Genomic DNA, 17,948 nt, shown 5'->3' on the forward strand with positions numbered 1-17,948 from the left:
GATGACAACCGGCCTCGACCCTGCCCAGCCTGCCTGGTTCTTCGATTTCGTCTCGCCGTTCTCCTACCTGCTGCTCGAACAGCACGAAAAATGGCCGGACGTGCCGTTCGAGCCGGTCGCGGTGTCGCTGTACGACCTGCAGCGCCACTGGGGCCAGCGCCCGTCCGCGGACGTGCCCGCGAAGCGCATGTTCGTCTATCGCCATGCGCTGTTTCGCGCGGAGCAGCTCGGCATCCGCTTCAAGATGCCGCCCGCGCATCCGTTCGACTCCGACAAGGCGCTGCGCCTCGCGATCGCGCTGCGCGCCGACATCGCGACAGTGCGCGAGATGTTCCGCTTCATCTGGCGCGACGGCAACGACCCGTCGACGCCGGACGGCTTCGCGGCGCTGTGCGAGCGGGTCGGCGTCGGGCATGGCGACCAGCTGATCGAATTCGAGGAAACGGCCGCGCAGCTGCGCCGCCACACCGACGACGCGATCGCGCTCGGCGTGTTCGGCGTGCCGACGTTCTGGATGAACAAGCAGCTGTTCTGGGGCGAGGATGCGCTGCCGATGGTGCTGTACTGCGCACGCACGCCGACCTGGCTCGAAACGCAAGAGGTGAAGCGCATCAGCGCGCTGCCGAAGGGCCGCACGTAAGTGCGCGTGATACCGGTCATCACGCACGGGCGCGCGCGGCTGCGGTAAGGTTACGCTTCGCCCGGACACCCCCCATCGATGGAAGACGACGACCGTACCGCCTCGCTCGACATCTGGCTCGTGCGCGTGCTGCGCACGCTGCTGCTCGAACGCAGCGTCACGCAGGCCGCGCTGCGCCTGAACCAGACCCAGCCCGCGATCAGCACGGCGCTGCGCAAGCTGCGCGAGACGCTGAACGACCCGATCCTCGTGCGCGGCAAATCCGGGATGGTGCCGACCGAATACGGCGCGTCGCTGCTCGACGCCGCGCAGCGCGCGCTGCGCGAGGTCGACTTCATCGCGACGCCGCACGGCGAGTTCGCGCCCGAAAGCGCGCGCCGCACCTTCCGCGTCGCCGCGCCCGACTACCTGAACGATTTCTTCATGCCGACGCTGATCGAGCGGTTTCGCGACGCGGCGCCGCATGCGCATCTGGAAATCGATTCGCTGAACCCCGCGCTCGATCACGCGGGCGCGCTCGAATCGGGTGCGCTCGATCTCGTGATCGGCAACTGGCCGAAGCCGGACCCGCGCTTCGCGCGCGACGACCTGTTCTCCGACACCGTCGTCTGCCTGATGCGCGACTCGCACCCGCTCGCGCAGGCGACGCTCACGCGCGACGCATACGCCGCCGCCGCGCATCTCGCGCCCACGCCGTACACCGGCGACAAGCGCAACGCGATCGAAATCGGCCTCGCGCGCGCGGGCCTCACGCGGCGGATCGTCACGACGCTGCCGTACTTCGGGCTCGTGCCGCAGGTGCTGCTGCAATCGGACCTGATCTTCACGACGACGCGGCGCTTCGCGACCCACTACGCGCAGTTGCTGCCGCTCGTCGTGGTCGCGCCGCCGGTGCCGTTTCCGCGCATCCGCAGCTACCTGCTCACGCATCCGCAGCCCGACCGGCCGACCGACATCGCGTGGCTGCGCGCGCTGATGCAGAGCGTGTCGGGCGAGCTGACGGCCGCGCGCGGCGCGCGCAAGCGCTGACGCGCGATTCGCGCGCGCCGGCGGGCAGGTTCGCTTCGATGAAAGTTGCGTTGCGCGGCGACGCGCAACGCCGTTCGTGCGCCCCGGGGCGCGCGGGTGGTTCCGCTCAGGCGGTGCAGAACGTTTCCTGAAGATGCGTCCAGCGCACCGCGCCGGCCGTGTCGCGCGCGAACACCGCGGTCGCGCGCCGCGCCGGCAGTTCGCCGGTTGCCGCGTGCTGCGCTTCGAGATACGTGATCACCGCGTGCCGGTCGTCCGACGCGAGCACGCGGACGTCCGACAACGTGATGCGCAGCCCCGCCTTCGCGCCGGCAAGCTTCGCGAACAGTTCGCGCGTGCCGTCGCGGTCGAACGCGCGGCCGTCGGTGAGGATCATCGTGAAGCCGGGCGCGAACGGCGCCATCAGCGCGTCGAGCGCCGCGCCCGTCGTGTCCGCGCCGGACAGCCAGCGTTCGATGGCGACGAGGCTCGTGTCGAGCGTGTCGAGGAAAACCTGGGAATCGGGCATGGTCACCTGCATCGGGAAAGCGCGCGGCCCATGCCGCGCGATCCATGCAGTGTAAGGAAAAGCGTGCGGCGCTGCGTCGAAGCGGTCAGCGCGCGTCAACGCACGCAGGGCACGTCGTCCGGCGTGCGGCCCGACGCCGCCGCCTTCACGTCGGCGACGGGCATGCCCGCGCGCGCCTGCAGCAGCTCCGCGCAGACGGCCACCGCGATCGCGCCGGGCGCCTTGTCGACGATGCCCGCGACGCCGATCGGGCACACCATCTCGCGCATCCGCGCCGGCTCGACGCCGCGCGCGACGAGCCGGCGCTCGAACTTCACGCGCTTGGTGCGCGAGCCGATCATCCCGAAGTACGCGAAGTCGCGCCGCCGCATGATCCGCTCCGCCAGCGCGAAATCGAGCGCGTGATTGTGCGTCATCACGAGGAAGTACGCGCCCGGCGGCGCTTCGTCGACGAGCGCGTCGGGCGTGTCGGTCGGCTCGGGCTGCACGTTCGGCGGACATTCGTCCGGGAACAGCTCGTCGCGCGTGTCGACCCACTGCACGACGCACGGCAGCGCGCCGAGCAGCGTGACGAGCGCATGGCCGACATGCCCCGCGCCGAACAGCACGATGTGCATCGGCACGGGCATGCCCGTCGCGCGGTTGCGCCGGCCGGTTCCCTGGGCGAACGTCATCTCAGCCTCGCGCCGCGCGCACGGCCTGCACCGCGCGCAGGATCGACTCGCCGGTTGCCGGCGCGTCGAGCGGCGGGTTCACGCGATAGTCGCCCACCGCCGCCACCGCGTCGCGCACCGCGAAGAACACCGAGAACGGCAGCAGCAGCGGCGGCTCGCCCACCGCCTTCGAGCGGTGGATGCTGTCCTCGACGTTGCGGTTCTGGAATAGCCGCACGTTGAACTCGGGCGGCGTGTCGTTGACGGTCGGGATCTTGTAGGTGGACGGCGCATGCGTCATCAGCTTGCCGCCCGCGTTCCACCACAGCTCCTCGGTCGTGAGCCAGCCCATCCCCTGGATGAATGCGCCCTCGACCTGGCCGATGTCGAGCGCCGGGTTCAGCGACGCGCCGACGTCGTGCAGCGCATCGACGCGCAGCGTGCGCATCTCGCCCGTCAGCGTGTCGATCACGACTTCCGACACGGCCGCGCCGTACGCGTAGTAGTAGAACGGCCGGCCCTGCAGCTTCGACTGGTCCCAGTACAGCTTCGGCGTCGCGTAGAACCCGTCGGACCACAGCTGCACGCGCGCGAGATACGCCTTCGCGATCACCTCGCCGAACGGCACGCCGGTCGCGCCGACCCACACGGTGTCGTTGCCGAACCGCACGTCGGCCGCGTTGACCGTGCCGCCGCCGTAGTGGCTCGCCGCGAACGCCGCGAGCCGCTCGCGCAGCTGCCGCGCGGCATCCTGCGCAGCCTTGCCGTTCAGGTCCGAGCCGGTCGACGCGGCGGTCGCCGACGTGTTCGCGACCTTGCTCGTGTCGGTGGCGGTCACGCGGATGCGCTCGAAGCGAATTCCCAGCTCGTGCGCGACGACCTGTGCGACCTTCGTGTTGAGGCCCTGCCCCATCTCCGTGCCGCCGTGGTTCACGAGCACCGAGCCGTCGGTGTAGATGTGGACGAGCGAGCCCGCCTGGTTGAAGTGCGTGACGTTGAACGCGATGCCGAACTTCACCGGCGTCAGCGCGATGCCCTTCTTCAGCACCGTGTTGCGCGCGTTGAATTCGCGCACGCCGGCACGCCGCGCGCGGTAGCCGCTCGTCGCCTCGAGTTCGGCGAGCAGCTCGGGCAGCACGTTGTCCTCGATCGTCTGCCCGTACGGCGTCACGTTGCGCTCGGTCTTGCCGTACAGGTTCGCGTAGCGCACGTCGAGCGGGTCGCGGCCGAGCGCGCGCGCGATGTCGTCGACGATGTACTCGATCGCGAACGCGCCCTGCGGGCCGCCGAAGCCGCGGAACGCGGTGTTCGACTGCGTGTTGGTCTTGCCGCAGTAGCCGGCGATCGACACGTCGGGCAGCCAGTACGCGTTGTCGAAGTGGCACACCGCGCGCGTCATCACCGGGCCCGACAGGTCGGCCGAGAAGCCGCAGCGCGACGTCATGTCGAGCGACACGCCGTCGATGCGGCCGTCGTCGTCGTAGCCCACGTCGAAGCGGTAGTGGAAATCGTGCCGCTTGCCGGTGATCATCATGTCGTCGTCGCGGTCCGGGCGCAGCTTCACCGGGCACAGCAGCTTCCACGCGGCAAGCGCCGCGCAGCACGCGAACAGGCCCGACTGCGATTCCTTGCCGCCGAAGCCGCCGCCCATCCGGCGGCATTCGACCAGCACGTTGTGCGACGCGACGCCGAGCACGTGCGCGACGAGGTGCTGCATCTCGCTCGGGTGCTGCGTCGAGCAGTACACGTGCATGCCGTCGTCGTCCTTCGGCACCGCGTAGGCGATCTGCCCTTCGAGATAGAACTGCTCCTGGCCGCCGAGAACCATCTCCGCCGCGTGACGGTGCGCCGCCGCGTCGAGATGCGCGGCCGCGTCGCCGCGCGCGAGCTTCAGCGGCGGGATCACGTACGACTCGGCGCGGCGCGCATCCTGCGCGGTCAGGATCGCGGGCAGCTCCTCGTACTCGACCTTCGCGCGGCGCGCGGCGAGCCGCGCGGTTTCGTGCGACGTCGCGACGACGATGAACATCGGCTGGCCGACGAACTGCACGAGCCCGCTGGCGAGCACCGGGTCGTCGTGGATGATCGGGCCGCAGTCGTTCACGCCGGGAATGTCGTCGGCGGTGAACACGGCGACGACGCCGGGCGTCGCGCGCACCGCGTCGAAATTCATCGACACGATCTTCGCGTGCGCCTTCGCGGAGAGCCCGAGCGCCGCGTGCAGCGTGCCGGCGACGAGCGGGATGTCGTCGGTGTAGGTGGCGCGCCCGCTCACGTGCAGGTGCGCGGATTCGTGCGGACGCGAGATGTGGACCTGCGCGGCGTCGGCCTGCGCGTCGAGGGTGTTCAGGAACGGTTCGGCTTGCTGGTTCATCGTGTGTTCTCCCTCGTCAGGCCCGCGCCGTTTCGGCGGCCACTTCGCGCACGCTCAATGCCTGCGGCGGCAGCGGGTCGTGCGCACGCGTCTCCAGCCAGAACCGATACATCAGGTTCTTCGCGGTCTCGAGGCGGTAGGCGCTCGTCGCGCGCATGTCGGTGAGCGGCTGGTAGTCGCGCTCGAGCGCCTGCATCGCGGCCTGCGCGGTCGCTTCGTGCCACGGCGCGCCGTCGAGCACGGCCTCCGTGTGCGTCGCGCGCTTCGGCGTGGCGGCCATCCCGCCGAACGCGATGCGCGGCTCGCGGATCGTGTCGCCGTCCGCGATGAACGCGAACGCCGCGCACACGGCCGAGATGTCCGAATCGAAGCGCTTCGACAGCTTGTAGGTGCGGAACTGCAGCTTCGCGCGCGCGCCGCCGCGGGTCGGCACCTTCACGCCGACGACGAATTCGTGCGGGGCCATGTCCTTCTGCTGGTAGCCCGTGTAGAGCGCCTCGAGCGGCAGCTCGCGCACGGTGTCGCCGCCGCGCAGCACCACGCGCGCGCCGAGCGCGATCAGCCCCGGCATCGAATCGCCGATCGGCGAGCCGTTCGCGACGTTGCCGCCGAGCGTGCCAGCGTTGCGGATCGGCAGCGACGCGAAGCGCTTCCACATCTCGGTCAGCTCCGGATAGGTGCCGGCCAGCGCCGCGTAACCCGCCTCGACGGTGACGCCCGCGCCGATCTCGATCCAGTCGTCGCCATGCACGATGCGCTGCAGTTCGGCGACCTGGCCGACGTAGATCAGGTCGTCGAGCCGGCGCATCTGCTTGGTGACCCACAACCCGATGTCGGTGCTGCCCGCGAGGATCCGCGCGTCCGGGCGCTCGACCTTCAGCGCGGCGAGCGCATCGAGCGTGCGCGGCGCGGCGAAGCGCGCGCCGCCGATCTCGTAGTCGAACGTGCCGTCGCGCTTCAGCGACGCGAGCGCGCGGGCGAGCGCGGCCGTGTCGACCGGTGGGGATGGCTGCGCCGCGCCTTCGCCGGCCGCACCTTCGCCGGTCGCACCTTCGCCGGCCGCGTCGAACATCTGCACCGCCGCATCGACGATCGGCCGGTAGCCCGTGCAGCGGCACAGGTTGCCGGTCAGCGCGTCGGCGATCTCGGTGCGCGTCGGCACGTCCTTCGCCTTCGCGCACGCGCCGCTGCCGCAGCCTTCGTGGCCGTGCTTCTCGTACAGCGCCCACATCGACATCACGAAACCGGGCGTGCAGAACCCGCACTGCGAGCCGTGGCAGTCGACCATCGCCTGCTGCACGGGGTGCAGCGAGCCGTCCGGCCGGCGCAGGTCCTCGACGGTCAAGAGCGCCTTGCCGTCGAGCGTCGGCAGGAACTGGATGCAGGCGTTGACGGCCTTGAACGCGACCTCGCCCGCGTCGGTCAGTTCGCCGACGACGACCGTGCACGCGCCGCAGTCGCCTTCCGCGCAGCCTTCCTTGGTGCCGGTGCAGTGCGCGTCCTCGCGCAGGTATTGCAGCACCGTGCGGGTGACGTCCGCGCCGCTGACCTCGCGGATCGCATGACGATGATAGAAACGGATCGGCTCACTCATGTCTCGTAACGTTCTTCAAGTTGGGGCAAGGCGGCCCGCGCCGATGGGGCTGGCCGTCGTCTTCTCTGACAGTTTGAACGCTATCACCGTCAAATTCCGCAACCCATAGCCCATCACGCATGCGGCCCATATAACTGAGGCGATATGGCGCAAAGGGCCCGATTCACTCAATGGTCACTGCGGCAAAACCGGTTCCATGGGAAAATCCCGATTCCATTTTCGGCCGCCTTCCGTGCGGTTTCGCTCATCAGTTCCGACCCCACATGTCCACCGATTCCGCCTCAACGCCGCGCAGCGGGTTCGCCGTCACGCTGCAAATCGTCTCCGTCGTCTGCTTCACGTTCATCTGCTACCTGACCATCGGCCTGCCGCTCGCGGTGCTGCCGGGCTTCGTCCACGACGACCTCGGCTTCTCGGCGATCGTCGCGGGCGCGGCGATCAGCGTGCAGTATTTCGCGACGCTCGCGTCGCGGCCGCTCGCCGGGCGCCTTGCCGATACGCTCGGCCCGAAGCAGACGGTCATGCGCGGGCTGATCGGCTGCGGCGTGTCGGGCGTGCTGCTGCTGGTCGCGCTGCTGCTCGCGCACTGGCCGGCCGCGAGCCTCGTGCTGCTGGTCGCGAGCCGGCTCGTGCTGGGCGTCGGCGAGAGCCTGTGCGGCACCGGCGCGATCCTGTGGGGCATCGGCCGGGTCGGCATCGCGCACAACGCAAAGGTGATCTCGTGGAACGGCATCGCGACCTACGGCGCGCTCGCGCTCGGCGCGCCGGTCGGCGTCGCGATCGCGCACACGCTGAACCCGGCGCTGATCGGCGTGATCGTGATCGCGCTCGCCGCGCTCGGCTACTATCTCGCGCGCCTGATCGCCGCGGTGCCGGTCGTGCACGGCGAACGGATGTCGTATGCGAGCGTGTTCACCCGCGTGCTGCCGCACGGCCTCGGCCTCGCGCTCGGCTCGGCCGGCTTCGGCTCGATCGCGACGTTCGTCACGCTGTACTACGCGGCGCGCCACTGGCCGAACGCCGCGCTGTCGCTGACGGTATTCGGCACGCTGTTCATCGGCGCGCGGCTGCTGTTCGCGAACACGATCAAGACCTACGGCGGCTTCCGCGTCGCGATCGTGTCGTTCGCGTTCGAAGCCGCGGGGCTGCTGCTGTTGTGGCTCGCGCCGGTGCCGCACGTCGCGCTGGTCGGCGCGGCGCTGACCGGCTTCGGCTTCGCGCTGATCTTCCCCGCGCTCGGCGTCGAGGCGGTCGCGCTCGTGCCGCCGGCAAGCCGCGGCGCGGCGCTGTCCGCGTATTCGGTGTTCCTCGACCTGTCGCTCGGCATCACCGGCCCGCTCGCGGGCTACGTCGCCGGCGCGTTCGGCTATCCGCAGGTGTTCCTGTTCGCCGCGGCGGCATCGGCCGCGGGCGTCGCGCTGTCGGCGCTGCTGTACCAGCGGCAGGCCCGCGTCGCCGGCAGCGGCGCGGCGGCCTGAGCCGACGGCTGCGCACTATCGCGGCAAGACGTTGAAATCCCGTAGCACGCCGGCCGCTTCGGGATGGTCCCGGAAGCGGATCGCGTCCTTGAGCCTGAGTTTGGACGCGGCCCGGTCGAAGAGGACAAGCGCTTGCGCCGTATTCATGTGCCGCGACATGTACAGGAAGCCATCGACCTGCTCCTTGTGCCGGTGCACGGCAAGCGACCATTGCTGCGGGATGTCGTAAGGGACAATCGTCGAGAGCGCCCCGTCGCCGCCCAGGTTCTTCAGCGGTACGCCATGCAGGCTCGCCACGCACAGCGGCGAACCGGCAAAGGACAGCACGTAACGCTCGAATTCAGTCGTCACGAGCGGAAAGCCGCCGAGTCGAAGGTCCGCCACTTCGTCGTGCAACACCGTCTCGGCGAATGCGCAATGCAGGTCGAAGCCGAAATAGCAGGTGCCATACCTGCCCCGCTTGCGCGGGTCGTCGAATCGGTTGCCGCCTGACTTGCCGAAGTAGGGCTCGCCGGTGTCGTAACGCGATACGCGCACCAGCGTCGCCGGATCGATTTCCCTGGTTGCGAGCGTCGCGCTCGCCAAATGCCTGCTCGGGGCCGCCAGCGTCAAAAGCCGCTCGCTCCAGGCCCTAGCGTTCCGCAAAGGCCACTGCCGCCCGCTCCACCTGCTCGACCTTGCCTCGCGACAGCGCGTCCAGCGGCGTGATGTTGCCGAGCGAAGCCTTGGGGGCCGTGAAGAACTGCCATTTGCTCCATCCCGGCAAACTGCCCAGACGCTGCGTCACCTTTCCGAGCGTCTTGCGGTCGATATCGCCCGCGAGATAGAAGGCCGGATAATACTGCCCCGCCCCGACGTCCAATGTGAACATCCGCCCCGACGCGACCGCCTTGTTGAGCGCCTGCCGCGTAATACCCAGCCCTACCCGAACCTCGATGGCCGGCAGCAACCTGCCCTCGGCAACCAGCGTTTGCCGTTCGGACAGCGCGCGGCGCTCGAAATCGGCGGAGACGCCGTCCGTGCGCGCAGCCGGCTTCGCATGCCGTGCAGGATCGGCGGATTTTTTCTTGTCGCGGGTAGCGGCAGCGGCGATGCCGAAAGTGACCGTGGCGGCAACATCGATCACCTGGGCGATGCCGATCTTGAACAGGCGCCCCAATTGTTCGTCGGACAGCCTGAGCAGCGCGCGGGCCCGATCGGGCCCGAGCATGGTCGCGGCACCGACGGCGCTGCGCAGCGCCGCTTCGGTCTCGACATCGAGAATCGCAACCGTGCCTTCGATCGCATGGGCATGCCGGGTCATCATCGCCTCCTTTTGCTGCTTCAGGAAAGCGTAGCCCATCATTGCAACCACGTCAACCATGTCAACCAAACCGAAGCGCCACGGAATCTCCGGCGGACAATCCGGCGACGCCGGTCACGGCCGCCGCGCGCCTCCTGATCTTGACTGCGCTCCCGCGCGGGCCCGCCGTCAGGCCCTCGCGGTGCCGGCAAACAGCCGCCGCGCCACGTCGAACGCGACCAGGTTGCCCGCCAGCACCAGCAGCAGGCCGACGACGGCCAGCGGCGACCACTGATAGCCCTCGAACACCGTCGACACGGCCAGCGCGACGATCGGGAACAGCACCGTGCAGTACGCGGCGCGCTCCGGCCCGATGCGGCCGACGAGGGTCAGGTACGCGGTGAAGCCGATCACCGAGCCCGGCACGGCGAGGTACACGAGCGCGCCGAGATAGCGCGGGCTCGGGTCGAGCGCGAACGGCAGCCCGGCCGCGGCGCTGCCGACGGTGAGGATCACCGCGCCGATCAGCATCGCCCAGCCGTTGGTCGCGAGCGGATGGAGCCCCATCGACTGCATGCGGCTCGACAGCAGGTTGCCTGCCGAGAAGCACATCGTGCCGGCGAACGCGATCGCGAGGCCGACCCAGGTCGCATGGTCGTCGAGATGGCCGGCCATTTGCTGCCAGAACAGGCACGCGATGCCCGCCAGGCCGAGCAGCGCGCCGGCCACCGCCGACGGCCGCAGCGGGCGGCCCATGAACAGCCGGCCGTTGATCGAGTTCAGCAGCGGCGCGGTCGAGAAGATCACCGCGACGAGGCCGCTCGGCACGACCCGCTCCGCGTAGTAGAAGCACAGGAAGTTCAGGCAGAACAGCGCGAAACCCTGCGCGGCGAGGTAGCGCCACGCTTCGCGCGGCGGCCGGATCGGCCGGCGCATCGCGCGCAGCAGCACGAACAGCACGGCCGCCGCGATCCAGAAGCGCCACGCGATCGACACGGGCGGCGGCACGCTGCCGAGCTGCCACTTGATCGCGATCCAGGTGGTACCCCAGATCAGCACGGTGAGAATGTAGAGCGAGAGGTTCATGACGCAAGCCGGGACGTGAGACGGAGCCGCCGACTATGCGGCCGCGCGGCGCGCGCCGATTGTCCGGAATTGCGGTCTTTTGCCGGCGGGCCGCTGCCGCCGGGGCCTGCGCGCGTATACTCGCTCGTCATGCGCCCTCCGCCTCCCGCCCCGCCCGCCGCCCGCCCGTCCGCCGCCGCCATTGCCGGCGACGCGATGCCGTTCGGGCTGCAGTCGGTGTGCCGCACGCTCGCGGAGGCGAACGCGACGCTCGAGCGCTTCGCATGGCTCGGCGACCATCTCGCGATCGCCGAATGGACGCGGATCACCGAGGAAGCCGAGACGGTCTACGACCAGCCCGGCCACCACACGCTGTCGTGCTACCTCGACGGCGGCTACCGCACGGAGCGCCAGAAGGTGCCGCGCTACGGCGCGCCGAGCCTGCTGTGCGCGCTGCCCGGCGACCACGAATCGCGCTGGTGGGTGCGCGGCGAGATGCACTTCGTCCACCTGTACTTCCTGCCCGAGCACTTCACGCAGCGCGCGATCCGCGAGCTCGACCGCGAGCCGCGCGAGCTGACGCTCGCCGATCGCACCTACTTCGAGGACGCGCAGGTCGCGGCGCTGTGCCGCTCACTGGCGCTGGAGAGCTGGGAGGACGCCGACGGCCGGCTGCGCGCGAACGAGACCGCGCACGACGTGCTGAGCCTGCTGCTGCGCGGGCAAAGCACGATGCGCGACGACACGCCGTTCAAGGGCGGCCTCGCGCCCGCCGTGCGGCGCCGCGTGCGCGACTACATCGACACCTACCTGACGCAGCCGCTGACGCTCGGCGAGCTGGCCGACGTCGCCGCGCTGTCCGAATACCACTTCTCGCGGATGTTCCGCCTGTCGTTCGGCCGCGCGCCGCATGCGTGGATCGCCGAGCAGCGGCTCGCGCGGGCGCGCCTGCTGCTGCGCACGACGTCGCTGCCGCTCGCGCAGGTCGCCGCGGCATGCGGCTACGCGAACGCCGGACACTTCAGCCATCGCTTCCGCGACGCGCACGGCACGACGCCGAACACCTACCGGCGGGCGATGCGGGGCGGCTGACGCCGCCCGCCGCGCGTTCAGCCGCCGCGCCGCGACAGCTCCTGCTCGAGCGCCGCGACGCCGGCCGGCAGGTCCACCGGCACCTTCAGGTCGACCATCGTGCGGCCGAACGCGTGCAGCGTGCGGAACAGGTTGTGCTCGCGGCATTGCTCGCCCATCTGGCCGATCCGCACGATCGGCAAGCCGAACGAGCCGGAGATCTCGACCTGGTACTGCTTCGAGATATGCCCGCAGATCATGCCGGGCGTGAGGCCTTCGGGCGTCTCGATCCCGACCACCGACGAGAGCCGGCACGATTTCGGCGCATACAGCTTGAGCCCCATCGCCTCGACGCCCGCCTGCAGCGCGAGCGAGCAGCGCAGGTGGCGCGCGAAGCGGCTTTCGAGCGTCTCCGCGCAGACGAGCCGCAGCGCCTCGTGCAGCGCGAGCACGCCCGACACCGGCGCGGTGTAGTGATAGCCGGCGTTGTGCCAGAAGTTCTCCGCGAGCGCCATGTCGAGGCACCAGTGCGCGTTCGGCTCGGGGCGGTTCTTCATCCGCTCCCAGGCGGCGTCGGAGAATGCGATCAGCGACACGCCCGGGATCGACGACAGCCCTTTCTGCCCGCCGGTGATCACCGCGTCGATGCCCCACGCGTCCATCTCGAGCGGCATCGTCGACAGCGTGCACACCGCGTCGACGACGACGAGCGCGCCGGCCGCCTTGGCGAGCGCCGCGATGTCGCGCAGCTCGCGATTCCAGACGGTGTTGGAGGTTTCGCCGTGGACGATCGTGACGATCTCCGGGCGCTCGCGCGCGATCGCGTCGGCGATCTCGTCGAGGCTCGCGACGGCCCGGTCGGGCACCTCGAGCATCGCGACGTCGGCGCCGACGCGCGTGGCCATCTCGGCCATCCGCGCGCTGAAGAAGCCGTTGCGGATCGACAGCACGCGCGTGCCGCGCCACGCGAGGTTGGACATCGCCATTTCCATCGCGGCCGAACCGGGGCCCGCGACGCCGAGCACCCATTTCGTGCGGGTCTGGAACACGTAGCGCGCCATCTCCTTCACTTGCTCGATGACCTTCGCCATCGTCGCGCCGAGGTGGTTGATCACGATCGTGTTCGCCTTGGCCACCGCGGCCGGGATCGGAACCGGGCCGGCCCCCATCATCAGCAGCGGTTCTTCGGGCAGGATCGCGTCGAGCGGCACGACGACGGGACAGGGGATCGGCGAGTAATCGATGGACATGGCTGGAAAAAGGTGAGGAACGAAAAGGCACGGACGCGCGTCGCGCATTGCGGCGAATCCATCGATCATTCCCCGTTCCGCTGCATTGCGCAAGAGGATCGTGCGAATGAATCGCATGACACGCGCCCGCGCCGCCCAATATCGGCGCCGGCCGTGCGCGCGACGCGATTCCCCCTTTCAATGGCGGTGTTATTCGAATCGCCGTGAATCGGTTCCATTTTTTCGCGCATGCCGGCGCGTTTCCGGGTGCCGGCCGTCGCGCCGATCGCCCCGGAGAATCGAGAAAATGCGCTGCATCAAAAATCGGCGCCGCCGATTTGCGCGCGATTTAGACGATCGCCCCCAAAAATCCGCTATTGCGGCACGCATTGCCGGGGCATTGCGCAAAACACCGGAACACGCCGCGAGCACCGTCGCAACACATTGATCTAAAAAGCGATTTTTTAATCATGCAGGCTGCGCGTCACAAAAACGACATGCCGCTTTCCGGCGTCATCCTCCGCCGTTTTCGCTGCATCTCGATACGCGTGATCCCGATTTTATGCAACCCGATTCTTTTCTCAGGTTGACGGATATAGCCACTGTCATGAACAATCGGCAACGCTATCGAAAATCCTCTTTTTTCGACGCGATGTCGATATAGGGGTTGCGCAGCGTTGCTTTTAGACTTGCGCAACGCAAAAACACAACCATAATCAATCAACCGGGCCGGAAAAATACGCAAGCTATGAACCAGATTCAGACCATGCGTGTATTCGTCTGCGTCGCAGAGCAACAAAGCTTCAGGCGCGCAGCACATCAACTCGGCGTGTCGAACGCCCTCGTCACGCGCTCGATCGCGATGCTCGAGGGCCATCTGAACACGCGCCTGATCCACCGCACCACGCGCAACCTGTCGCTCACCGAGGCGGGCGTGCGCTACCTCGACGGGTGTCGGGCGCTGCTCGAGGAATTCGATCACCTGGAGGCGTCGGTCGCGCATGCGGTGCGCGAGCCGATCGGCACGCTGCGCATCGTCGCGTCCGGCATGCTGTCGCCGCTCGCGCTGACGCCGCTCGTGAGCGGCTTCCAGCGCCGCTATCCGCAGGTGCGCGTGCAGCTCACCATCGCCGAAGGCCCGCTCGACGTGCTCGACACGGGCTACGACGTCGGCATCGTCACCGGCAACCGGCTGGACGGCAATCCCGCGCTGATCGGCCACGCGCTCACGCCGAACACGCTCGTCGCGTGCGCGGCGCCCGCGTATCTGCAGCGCCGCGGCGAGCCCCTCGTGCCCGACGACCTGCCGCGCCACGACTGGGTCGCGCTCGCGCCGCACCAGCACGTCAGCGCATGGCGGCTGGTCGGCCCGGACGACGCGGTCCATCCGGTAACCGTGCGCCCCGCGTACACGGTCAACCAGCTGTCGCTCGTGCAGGCGGCCGCCGTCGCAGGCTCGGGCGTCGCGGTGCTGCCGGAGAGCGTCGTCGCCGACGCGCTCGACAGCGGCGCGCTCGTGCGGCTGCTGCCCGGCTACCGGATCGACGACCCCGATGCGCAGCTGTCGCTCGTCTACCCGAACCGCCAGTTCGTGCCCGCCCGCACCCGCGGCTTCGTCGAGCACGCGCTCGAGCACTTCAGCACGCAGGCGGCCCGCTCCCACGCGAGCTATGCGTTCCTGCGCGACACGCGCGCGCCCGACCGGCCCGATATCGTCACGGGCCTGCAGTAACAGTAAACTGCACGCTTCAGCCTTCGGAGGTGCAGCGTGCGCGTGATCCTGTTCAGCAGCCGGCAGTACGACAACGATTCGTTCACCGTGGCGAACCGGCAGTTCGGCTACCGGCTGCATTTCCAGCCGTCGCATCTCGACGCGGAAACCGCGATCCTCGCGCACGGCTACGAAGTCGTGTGCCCGTTCGTCAACGACACCGTCGACGCGGCGGTGCTCGAGCGCCTCGCGGACGGCGGCACGCGGCTCGTCGCGCTGCGCTCGGCGGGCTTCAATCACGTCGACCTCGCGGCCGCCGAGCGGCTCGGCATCACGGTGGTGCGCGTGCCCGCGTACTCGCCGCACGCGGTGGCCGAGCATGCGGTCGCGCTGATCCTCGCGCTCAACCGCCGGCTGCCGCGCGCCGTCGCACGCACCCGCGAAGGCGACTTCTCGCTGAACGGCCTGCTCGGCTTCGACCTGCACGGCAAGACCGTCGGCGTGATCGGCACCGGCATCATCGGCAGCGTGTTCGCGAAGATCATGATGGGCTTCGGGATGCATGTGCTCGCGCACTCGGTGCCGCCGTACAACGACGAGCTGATCGCGTTCGGCGCCCGCTACGTCGCGCTCGACGAGCTGCTGCGCCACGCCGACATCGTCAGCCTGCACTGCCCGCTGCTGCCGTCCACGCATCACCTGATCAACGCGCGCACGCTCGCGCAGATGAAGCACGGCGCGATGCTGATCAACACCGGGCGCGGCGCGCTCGTCGATGCGCCGGCGCTGGTCGACGCGCTCAAGAGCGGCCAGCTCGGCCATCTCGGGCTCGACGTGTACGAGGAGGAAAGCGGGCTGTTCTTCGAAGACCATTCGGACCAGCCGCTGCAGGACGACGTGCTCGCACGGCTCCTGACGTTCCCGAACGTGATCGTCACGTCGCACCAGGCGTTCTTCACGCGCGAGGCGCTCGCGGAGATCGCGCACACGACGCTCGTCAACGTCGAGGCGTGGCACGCGGGCACGCCGCAGAACGTCGTGACGTCGAATCGCTGACCGCACGCGCGGACTTCATTCCGAAAACATCAACGATCACGCACTTCATTGCGACTGAAGCAACGCTGCCCGCCCGCGGTCTGCTATCGTTGCGCCGACGTCATCCCAGCCCTTGCCGCCCATGCGTTTCGACGATCCCGCCATCGCCGCCGTCTACCGCGCCATCTTCGAGCGGCGCGACATGCGCCATTTCACGTCGGCCCCCGTCGATCCGGCCGTGCTCGCGCGGCTGCTGCGCGCCGCGCACCATGCGCCGAGCGTCGGCTTCATGCAGCCGTGGCGCTTCATCCGCATCACCGATCCCGCGCTGCGCACGCGCATCCATGCGCTCGTCGAAGCCGAGCGCCGCGCGACCGCCGATGCGCTCGGCGAGCGGCAGGACGAGTTCATGCGGCTGAAGGTCGAGGGCGTGCGCGAATGCGGCGAGCTGCTGGTCGTCGCGCTGGCCGACGGCCGGGAGCGCCATGTGTTCGGCCGCCGCACGCTGCCGGAGATGGATCTCGCGTCCGCCGCGTGCGCGATCCAGAACATGTGGCTCGCGGCCCGCGCCGAAGGGCTCGGGATGGGGTGGGTATCGCTGTTCGACGTCGACGCGCTGCGCACGCTGCTCGGCATGCCCGACGGCGCGAAGCCGATCGCGGTGCTGTGCCTCGGCCACGTCGACGCGTTCTACGCGAAGCCGATGCTCGAGGAAGAACGCTGGGCCGCGCGGATGCCCGTCGAAGCCTGCCTGTTCGAAAACGGCTGGAACGGCGCCCCGGCCGGGTCAGCCGAACCCGCCGAATCGACCGATTCCGACGCGCTTCCCAAATCGTGAGATTTCGGCGGGCCTTTCCCCACCGCCTGCCCGCCCTGCCGTCGCTTGCCGGCAACAACCGTTCCGGCCCCAAACGTAGGGGTTTTCACTGAAGTAGAATCGCGGCTGACGTTCCCTCCGCCTGCCTTGCGCATCCCGCGCCCGGCGGCATTTCCCGGGCCCACCGCGATGCCTTTACCTCTTCTCGCCCTCGCCATTGCCGCATTTGGAATCGGTACCACCGAATTCGTGATCATGGGGCTGCTGCCCAACGTCGCGCGCGACCTCGGCGTGTCGATCCCGGCCGCCGGGATGCTCGTGTCCGGCTATGCGCTCGGCGTGACGATCGGCGCGCCGATCCTCGCGGTCGTCACCGCGAAGATGCCGCGCAAGCGCGCGCTGATGGGGCTGATCGGCCTGTTCATCGCGGGCAACCTGTTCTGCGCGATCGCGCCCGGCTATGAAGTGCTGATGGCCGCGCGCGTCGTCACCGCGTTCTGCCACGGCGCGTTCTTCGGGATCGGCTCGGTGGTCGCGAGCAACCTCGTCGCGCCGAACCGCCGCGCGCAGGCGATCGCGCTGATGTTCACCGGCCTCACGCTCGCGAACGTGCTCGGCGTGCCGCTCGGCACCGCGCTCGGCCAGGCGTACGGCTGGCGCGCGACGTTCTGGGCGGTGACGGGCATCGGCATCGCCGCGGCCGCCGCGCTCGCGGTCTGCCTGCCGAAGCACCTCGCGATGCCGGAAACCAGCATCACCCGCGAATTCGGCGTGCTGAAGCACCCGCAGGTGCTGATGGTGCTCGGCATCAGCGTGCTCGCGTCCGCGAGCCTGTTCAGCGTGTTCACGTACATCACGCCGATCCTCGAGGACGTCACCGGCTTCTCGCCGCGCCAGGTCACCTACGTGCTGCTGCTGTTCGGCCTCGGCCTGACGGTCGGCGGCACGCTCGGCGGCAAGCTCGCCGACTGGCGGCGGATGCCGTCGCTGATCGCGACGCTCGCGCTGATCGGCGTCGTGCTCGCGCTGTTCGCCGGCACGATGCACATGCCGCTCGCCGCGCTCGCGACCATCTTCGTGTGGGGCGTGCTCGCGTTCGCGATCGTGCCGCCGCTGCAGATCCTGATCGTCGACCGGGCGAGCGACGCGCCGAACCTCGCGTCCACGCTCAACCAGGGCGCGTTCAACCTCGGCAACGCGACGGGCGCGTGGCTCGGCGGGATGGCGATCGGCGCCAGCGTGCCGCTCGTGAAGCTGCCGTGGGTCGGCGTCGCGATGGCGGTCGCCGCGCTCGCGCTCACGCTGTGGTCGGCGTCGCTCGAACGCCGGCCGGTCGCCGCGCCGACCGAATACGTGTAATACCCGCGGCGCGCCGTGCGGTCACCCGGCCGCGCGGTGCGCGCCGTCGGCGCGTGCACCGGGCCCCGCGCGCTTGACGGCCTTCATGGACCGTTGCGGGCCG

At 69.4% G+C, this 17,948-nt stretch carries 17 protein-coding genes; 8 read left to right on the plus strand and 9 right to left on the minus strand.

Features of this window, described 5'->3' with window-relative positions:
* The first annotated feature begins 1 nt into the window (after nt 1).
* Nucleotides 2-640, plus strand: a complete 639-nt coding sequence (locus tag ABFO07_RS15510) for a DsbA family protein (RefSeq protein WP_059802428.1) — start codon at nt 2-4, stop codon at nt 638-640.
* A 78-nt stretch (nt 641-718) separates the two neighbouring features.
* Nucleotides 719-1,669, plus strand: a complete 951-nt coding sequence (locus ABFO07_RS15515) for a LysR family transcriptional regulator (protein WP_059565315.1) — start codon at nt 719-721, stop codon at nt 1,667-1,669.
* Nucleotides 1,670-1,775: 106 nt separating this feature from the next.
* On the opposite strand, the gene ABFO07_RS15520 is transcribed toward ABFO07_RS15515, so the two are convergent.
* The 4 genes from ABFO07_RS15520 to xdhA all read right to left on the minus strand — a co-directional run bounded on the left by ABFO07_RS15520 (nt 1,776) and on the right by xdhA (nt 6,798).
* Nucleotides 1,776-2,177, minus strand: coding sequence for a nuclear transport factor 2 family protein (locus tag ABFO07_RS15520; protein WP_060149175.1), 402 nt, complete (start codon nt 2,175-2,177; stop codon nt 1,776-1,778).
* A gap of 95 nt (nt 2,178-2,272) precedes the next feature.
* Entirely contained in the window at nt 2,273-2,851 is a 579-nt protein-coding gene (gene xdhC, locus ABFO07_RS15525; RefSeq protein WP_059882670.1) for a xanthine dehydrogenase accessory protein XdhC, read from the minus strand.
* A gap of 1 nt (nt 2,852) precedes the next feature.
* A complete protein-coding gene (gene xdhB, locus ABFO07_RS15530; RefSeq protein ID WP_059882669.1) occupies nt 2,853-5,204 on the minus strand; it encodes a xanthine dehydrogenase molybdopterin binding subunit in 2,352 nt (783 codons plus the stop codon).
* Between the two features lie 16 nt (nt 5,205-5,220).
* Nucleotides 5,221-6,798, minus strand: a complete 1,578-nt coding sequence (gene xdhA / locus ABFO07_RS15535; RefSeq protein ID WP_347467841.1) for a xanthine dehydrogenase small subunit — start codon at nt 6,796-6,798, stop codon at nt 5,221-5,223.
* A gap of 263 nt (nt 6,799-7,061) precedes the next feature.
* On the opposite strand from xdhA, the gene ABFO07_RS15540 reads away from it, so the two are divergent.
* Nucleotides 7,062-8,276, plus strand: a complete 1,215-nt coding sequence (locus tag ABFO07_RS15540) for an MFS transporter (RefSeq protein ID WP_347467843.1) — start codon at nt 7,062-7,064, stop codon at nt 8,274-8,276.
* 15 nt (nt 8,277-8,291) lie between these two features.
* Here the strand turns inward: ABFO07_RS15540 and ABFO07_RS15545 are convergent, their stop codons facing one another.
* From ABFO07_RS15545 to ABFO07_RS15555, 3 genes are all read right to left on the minus strand, one after another.
* Nucleotides 8,292-8,861: an RES family NAD+ phosphorylase gene (locus ABFO07_RS15545; RefSeq protein ID WP_347467845.1), complete on the minus strand. Its 570-nt coding sequence runs from the start codon at nt 8,859-8,861 to the stop codon at nt 8,292-8,294.
* A 46-nt stretch (nt 8,862-8,907) separates the two neighbouring features.
* Nucleotides 8,908-9,639, minus strand: coding sequence for a hypothetical protein (locus ABFO07_RS15550; RefSeq protein ID WP_081070597.1), 732 nt, complete (start codon nt 9,637-9,639; stop codon nt 8,908-8,910).
* 108 nt (nt 9,640-9,747) lie between these two features.
* Nucleotides 9,748-10,644, minus strand: coding sequence for a DMT family transporter (locus ABFO07_RS15555; RefSeq protein ID WP_347467847.1), 897 nt, complete (start codon nt 10,642-10,644; stop codon nt 9,748-9,750).
* 129 nt (nt 10,645-10,773) lie between these two features.
* Between ABFO07_RS15555 and ABFO07_RS15560 the strand changes: the two genes are divergently transcribed.
* Nucleotides 10,774-11,715, plus strand: coding sequence for an AraC family transcriptional regulator (locus tag ABFO07_RS15560; protein ID WP_059565483.1), 942 nt, complete (start codon nt 10,774-10,776; stop codon nt 11,713-11,715).
* Nucleotides 11,716-11,732: 17 nt separating this feature from the next.
* Here the strand turns inward: ABFO07_RS15560 and ABFO07_RS15565 are convergent, their stop codons facing one another.
* On the minus strand, nt 11,733-12,944 hold the full coding sequence (locus ABFO07_RS15565; protein ID WP_059565309.1) for a pyridoxal-phosphate-dependent aminotransferase family protein: 1,212 nt from the start codon (nt 12,942-12,944) through the stop codon (nt 11,733-11,735).
* Between the two features lie 463 nt (nt 12,945-13,407).
* Nucleotides 13,408-13,800, minus strand: coding sequence for a hypothetical protein (locus tag ABFO07_RS15570; RefSeq protein WP_347468671.1), 393 nt, complete (start codon nt 13,798-13,800; stop codon nt 13,408-13,410).
* Here ABFO07_RS15570 and ABFO07_RS15575 point away from each other — a divergent pair.
* The 4 genes from ABFO07_RS15575 (at nt 13,690) to ABFO07_RS15590 (ending at nt 17,845) form a co-directional block, all read left to right on the plus strand.
* Complete coding sequence (locus ABFO07_RS15575) at nt 13,690-14,655, plus strand: LysR family transcriptional regulator (RefSeq protein ID WP_230941824.1); 966 nt, start codon at nt 13,690-13,692, stop codon at nt 14,653-14,655. The two genes, ABFO07_RS15570 and ABFO07_RS15575, sit on opposite strands and share 111 nt — an antisense overlap.
* 36 nt (nt 14,656-14,691) lie before the next feature.
* Nucleotides 14,692-15,690, plus strand: coding sequence for a 2-hydroxyacid dehydrogenase (locus ABFO07_RS15580; RefSeq protein WP_059565307.1), 999 nt, complete (start codon nt 14,692-14,694; stop codon nt 15,688-15,690).
* A gap of 121 nt (nt 15,691-15,811) precedes the next feature.
* Nucleotides 15,812-16,507 carry a 5,6-dimethylbenzimidazole synthase gene (gene bluB / locus ABFO07_RS15585; RefSeq protein WP_059924068.1) on the plus strand — a complete coding sequence of 232 codons (696 nt, stop codon included), beginning with the start codon at nt 15,812-15,814 and terminating at the stop codon, nt 16,505-16,507.
* A gap of 168 nt (nt 16,508-16,675) precedes the next feature.
* Nucleotides 16,676-17,845, plus strand: a complete 1,170-nt coding sequence (locus ABFO07_RS15590; protein WP_059924067.1) for an MFS transporter — start codon at nt 16,676-16,678, stop codon at nt 17,843-17,845.
* Nucleotides 17,846-17,948 lie beyond the last annotated feature (103 nt).

Origin of the sequence: Burkholderia stagnalis, from assembly GCF_039848545.1 — a bacterium.
Taxonomy (GTDB): Bacteria; Pseudomonadota; Gammaproteobacteria; order Burkholderiales; family Burkholderiaceae; genus Burkholderia; species Burkholderia stagnalis.

Bases quoted from the DNA above. Each gene is read 5' to 3' on its own strand.
- ABFO07_RS15510 (WP_059802428.1), top strand. From the start codon at position 2: ATGACAACCGGCCTCGACCCTGCCCAGCCTGCCTGGTTCTTCGATTTC.
- ABFO07_RS15515 (WP_059565315.1), top strand. From the start codon at position 719: ATGGAAGACGACGACCGTACCGCCTCGCTCGACATCTGGCTCGTGCGC.
- ABFO07_RS15520 (WP_060149175.1), bottom strand. From the start codon at position 2,177: ATGCCCGATTCCCAGGTTTTCCTCGACACGCTCGACACGAGCCTCGTC.
- xdhC (WP_059882670.1), bottom strand. From the start codon at position 2,851: ATGACGTTCGCCCAGGGAACCGGCCGGCGCAACCGCGCGACGGGCATG.
- xdhB (WP_059882669.1), bottom strand. From the start codon at position 5,204: ATGAACCAGCAAGCCGAACCGTTCCTGAACACCCTCGACGCGCAGGCC.
- xdhA (WP_347467841.1), bottom strand. From the start codon at position 6,798: ATGAGTGAGCCGATCCGTTTCTATCATCGTCATGCGATCCGCGAGGTC.
- ABFO07_RS15540 (WP_347467843.1), top strand. From the start codon at position 7,062: ATGTCCACCGATTCCGCCTCAACGCCGCGCAGCGGGTTCGCCGTCACG.
- ABFO07_RS15550 (WP_081070597.1), bottom strand. From the start codon at position 9,639: ATGGTTGACGTGGTTGCAATGATGGGCTACGCTTTCCTGAAGCAGCAA.
- ABFO07_RS15555 (WP_347467847.1), bottom strand. From the start codon at position 10,644: ATGAACCTCTCGCTCTACATTCTCACCGTGCTGATCTGGGGTACCACC.
- ABFO07_RS15560 (WP_059565483.1), top strand. From the start codon at position 10,774: ATGCGCCCTCCGCCTCCCGCCCCGCCCGCCGCCCGCCCGTCCGCCGCC.
- ABFO07_RS15565 (WP_059565309.1), bottom strand. From the start codon at position 12,944: ATGTCCATCGATTACTCGCCGATCCCCTGTCCCGTCGTCGTGCCGCTC.
- ABFO07_RS15575 (WP_230941824.1), top strand. From the start codon at position 13,690: ATGCGTGTATTCGTCTGCGTCGCAGAGCAACAAAGCTTCAGGCGCGCA.
- ABFO07_RS15570 (WP_347468671.1), bottom strand. From the start codon at position 13,800: ATGGCCCTCGAGCATCGCGATCGAGCGCGTGACGAGGGCGTTCGACAC.
- bluB (WP_059924068.1), top strand. From the start codon at position 15,812: ATGCGTTTCGACGATCCCGCCATCGCCGCCGTCTACCGCGCCATCTTC.
- ABFO07_RS15590 (WP_059924067.1), top strand. From the start codon at position 16,676: ATGCCTTTACCTCTTCTCGCCCTCGCCATTGCCGCATTTGGAATCGGT.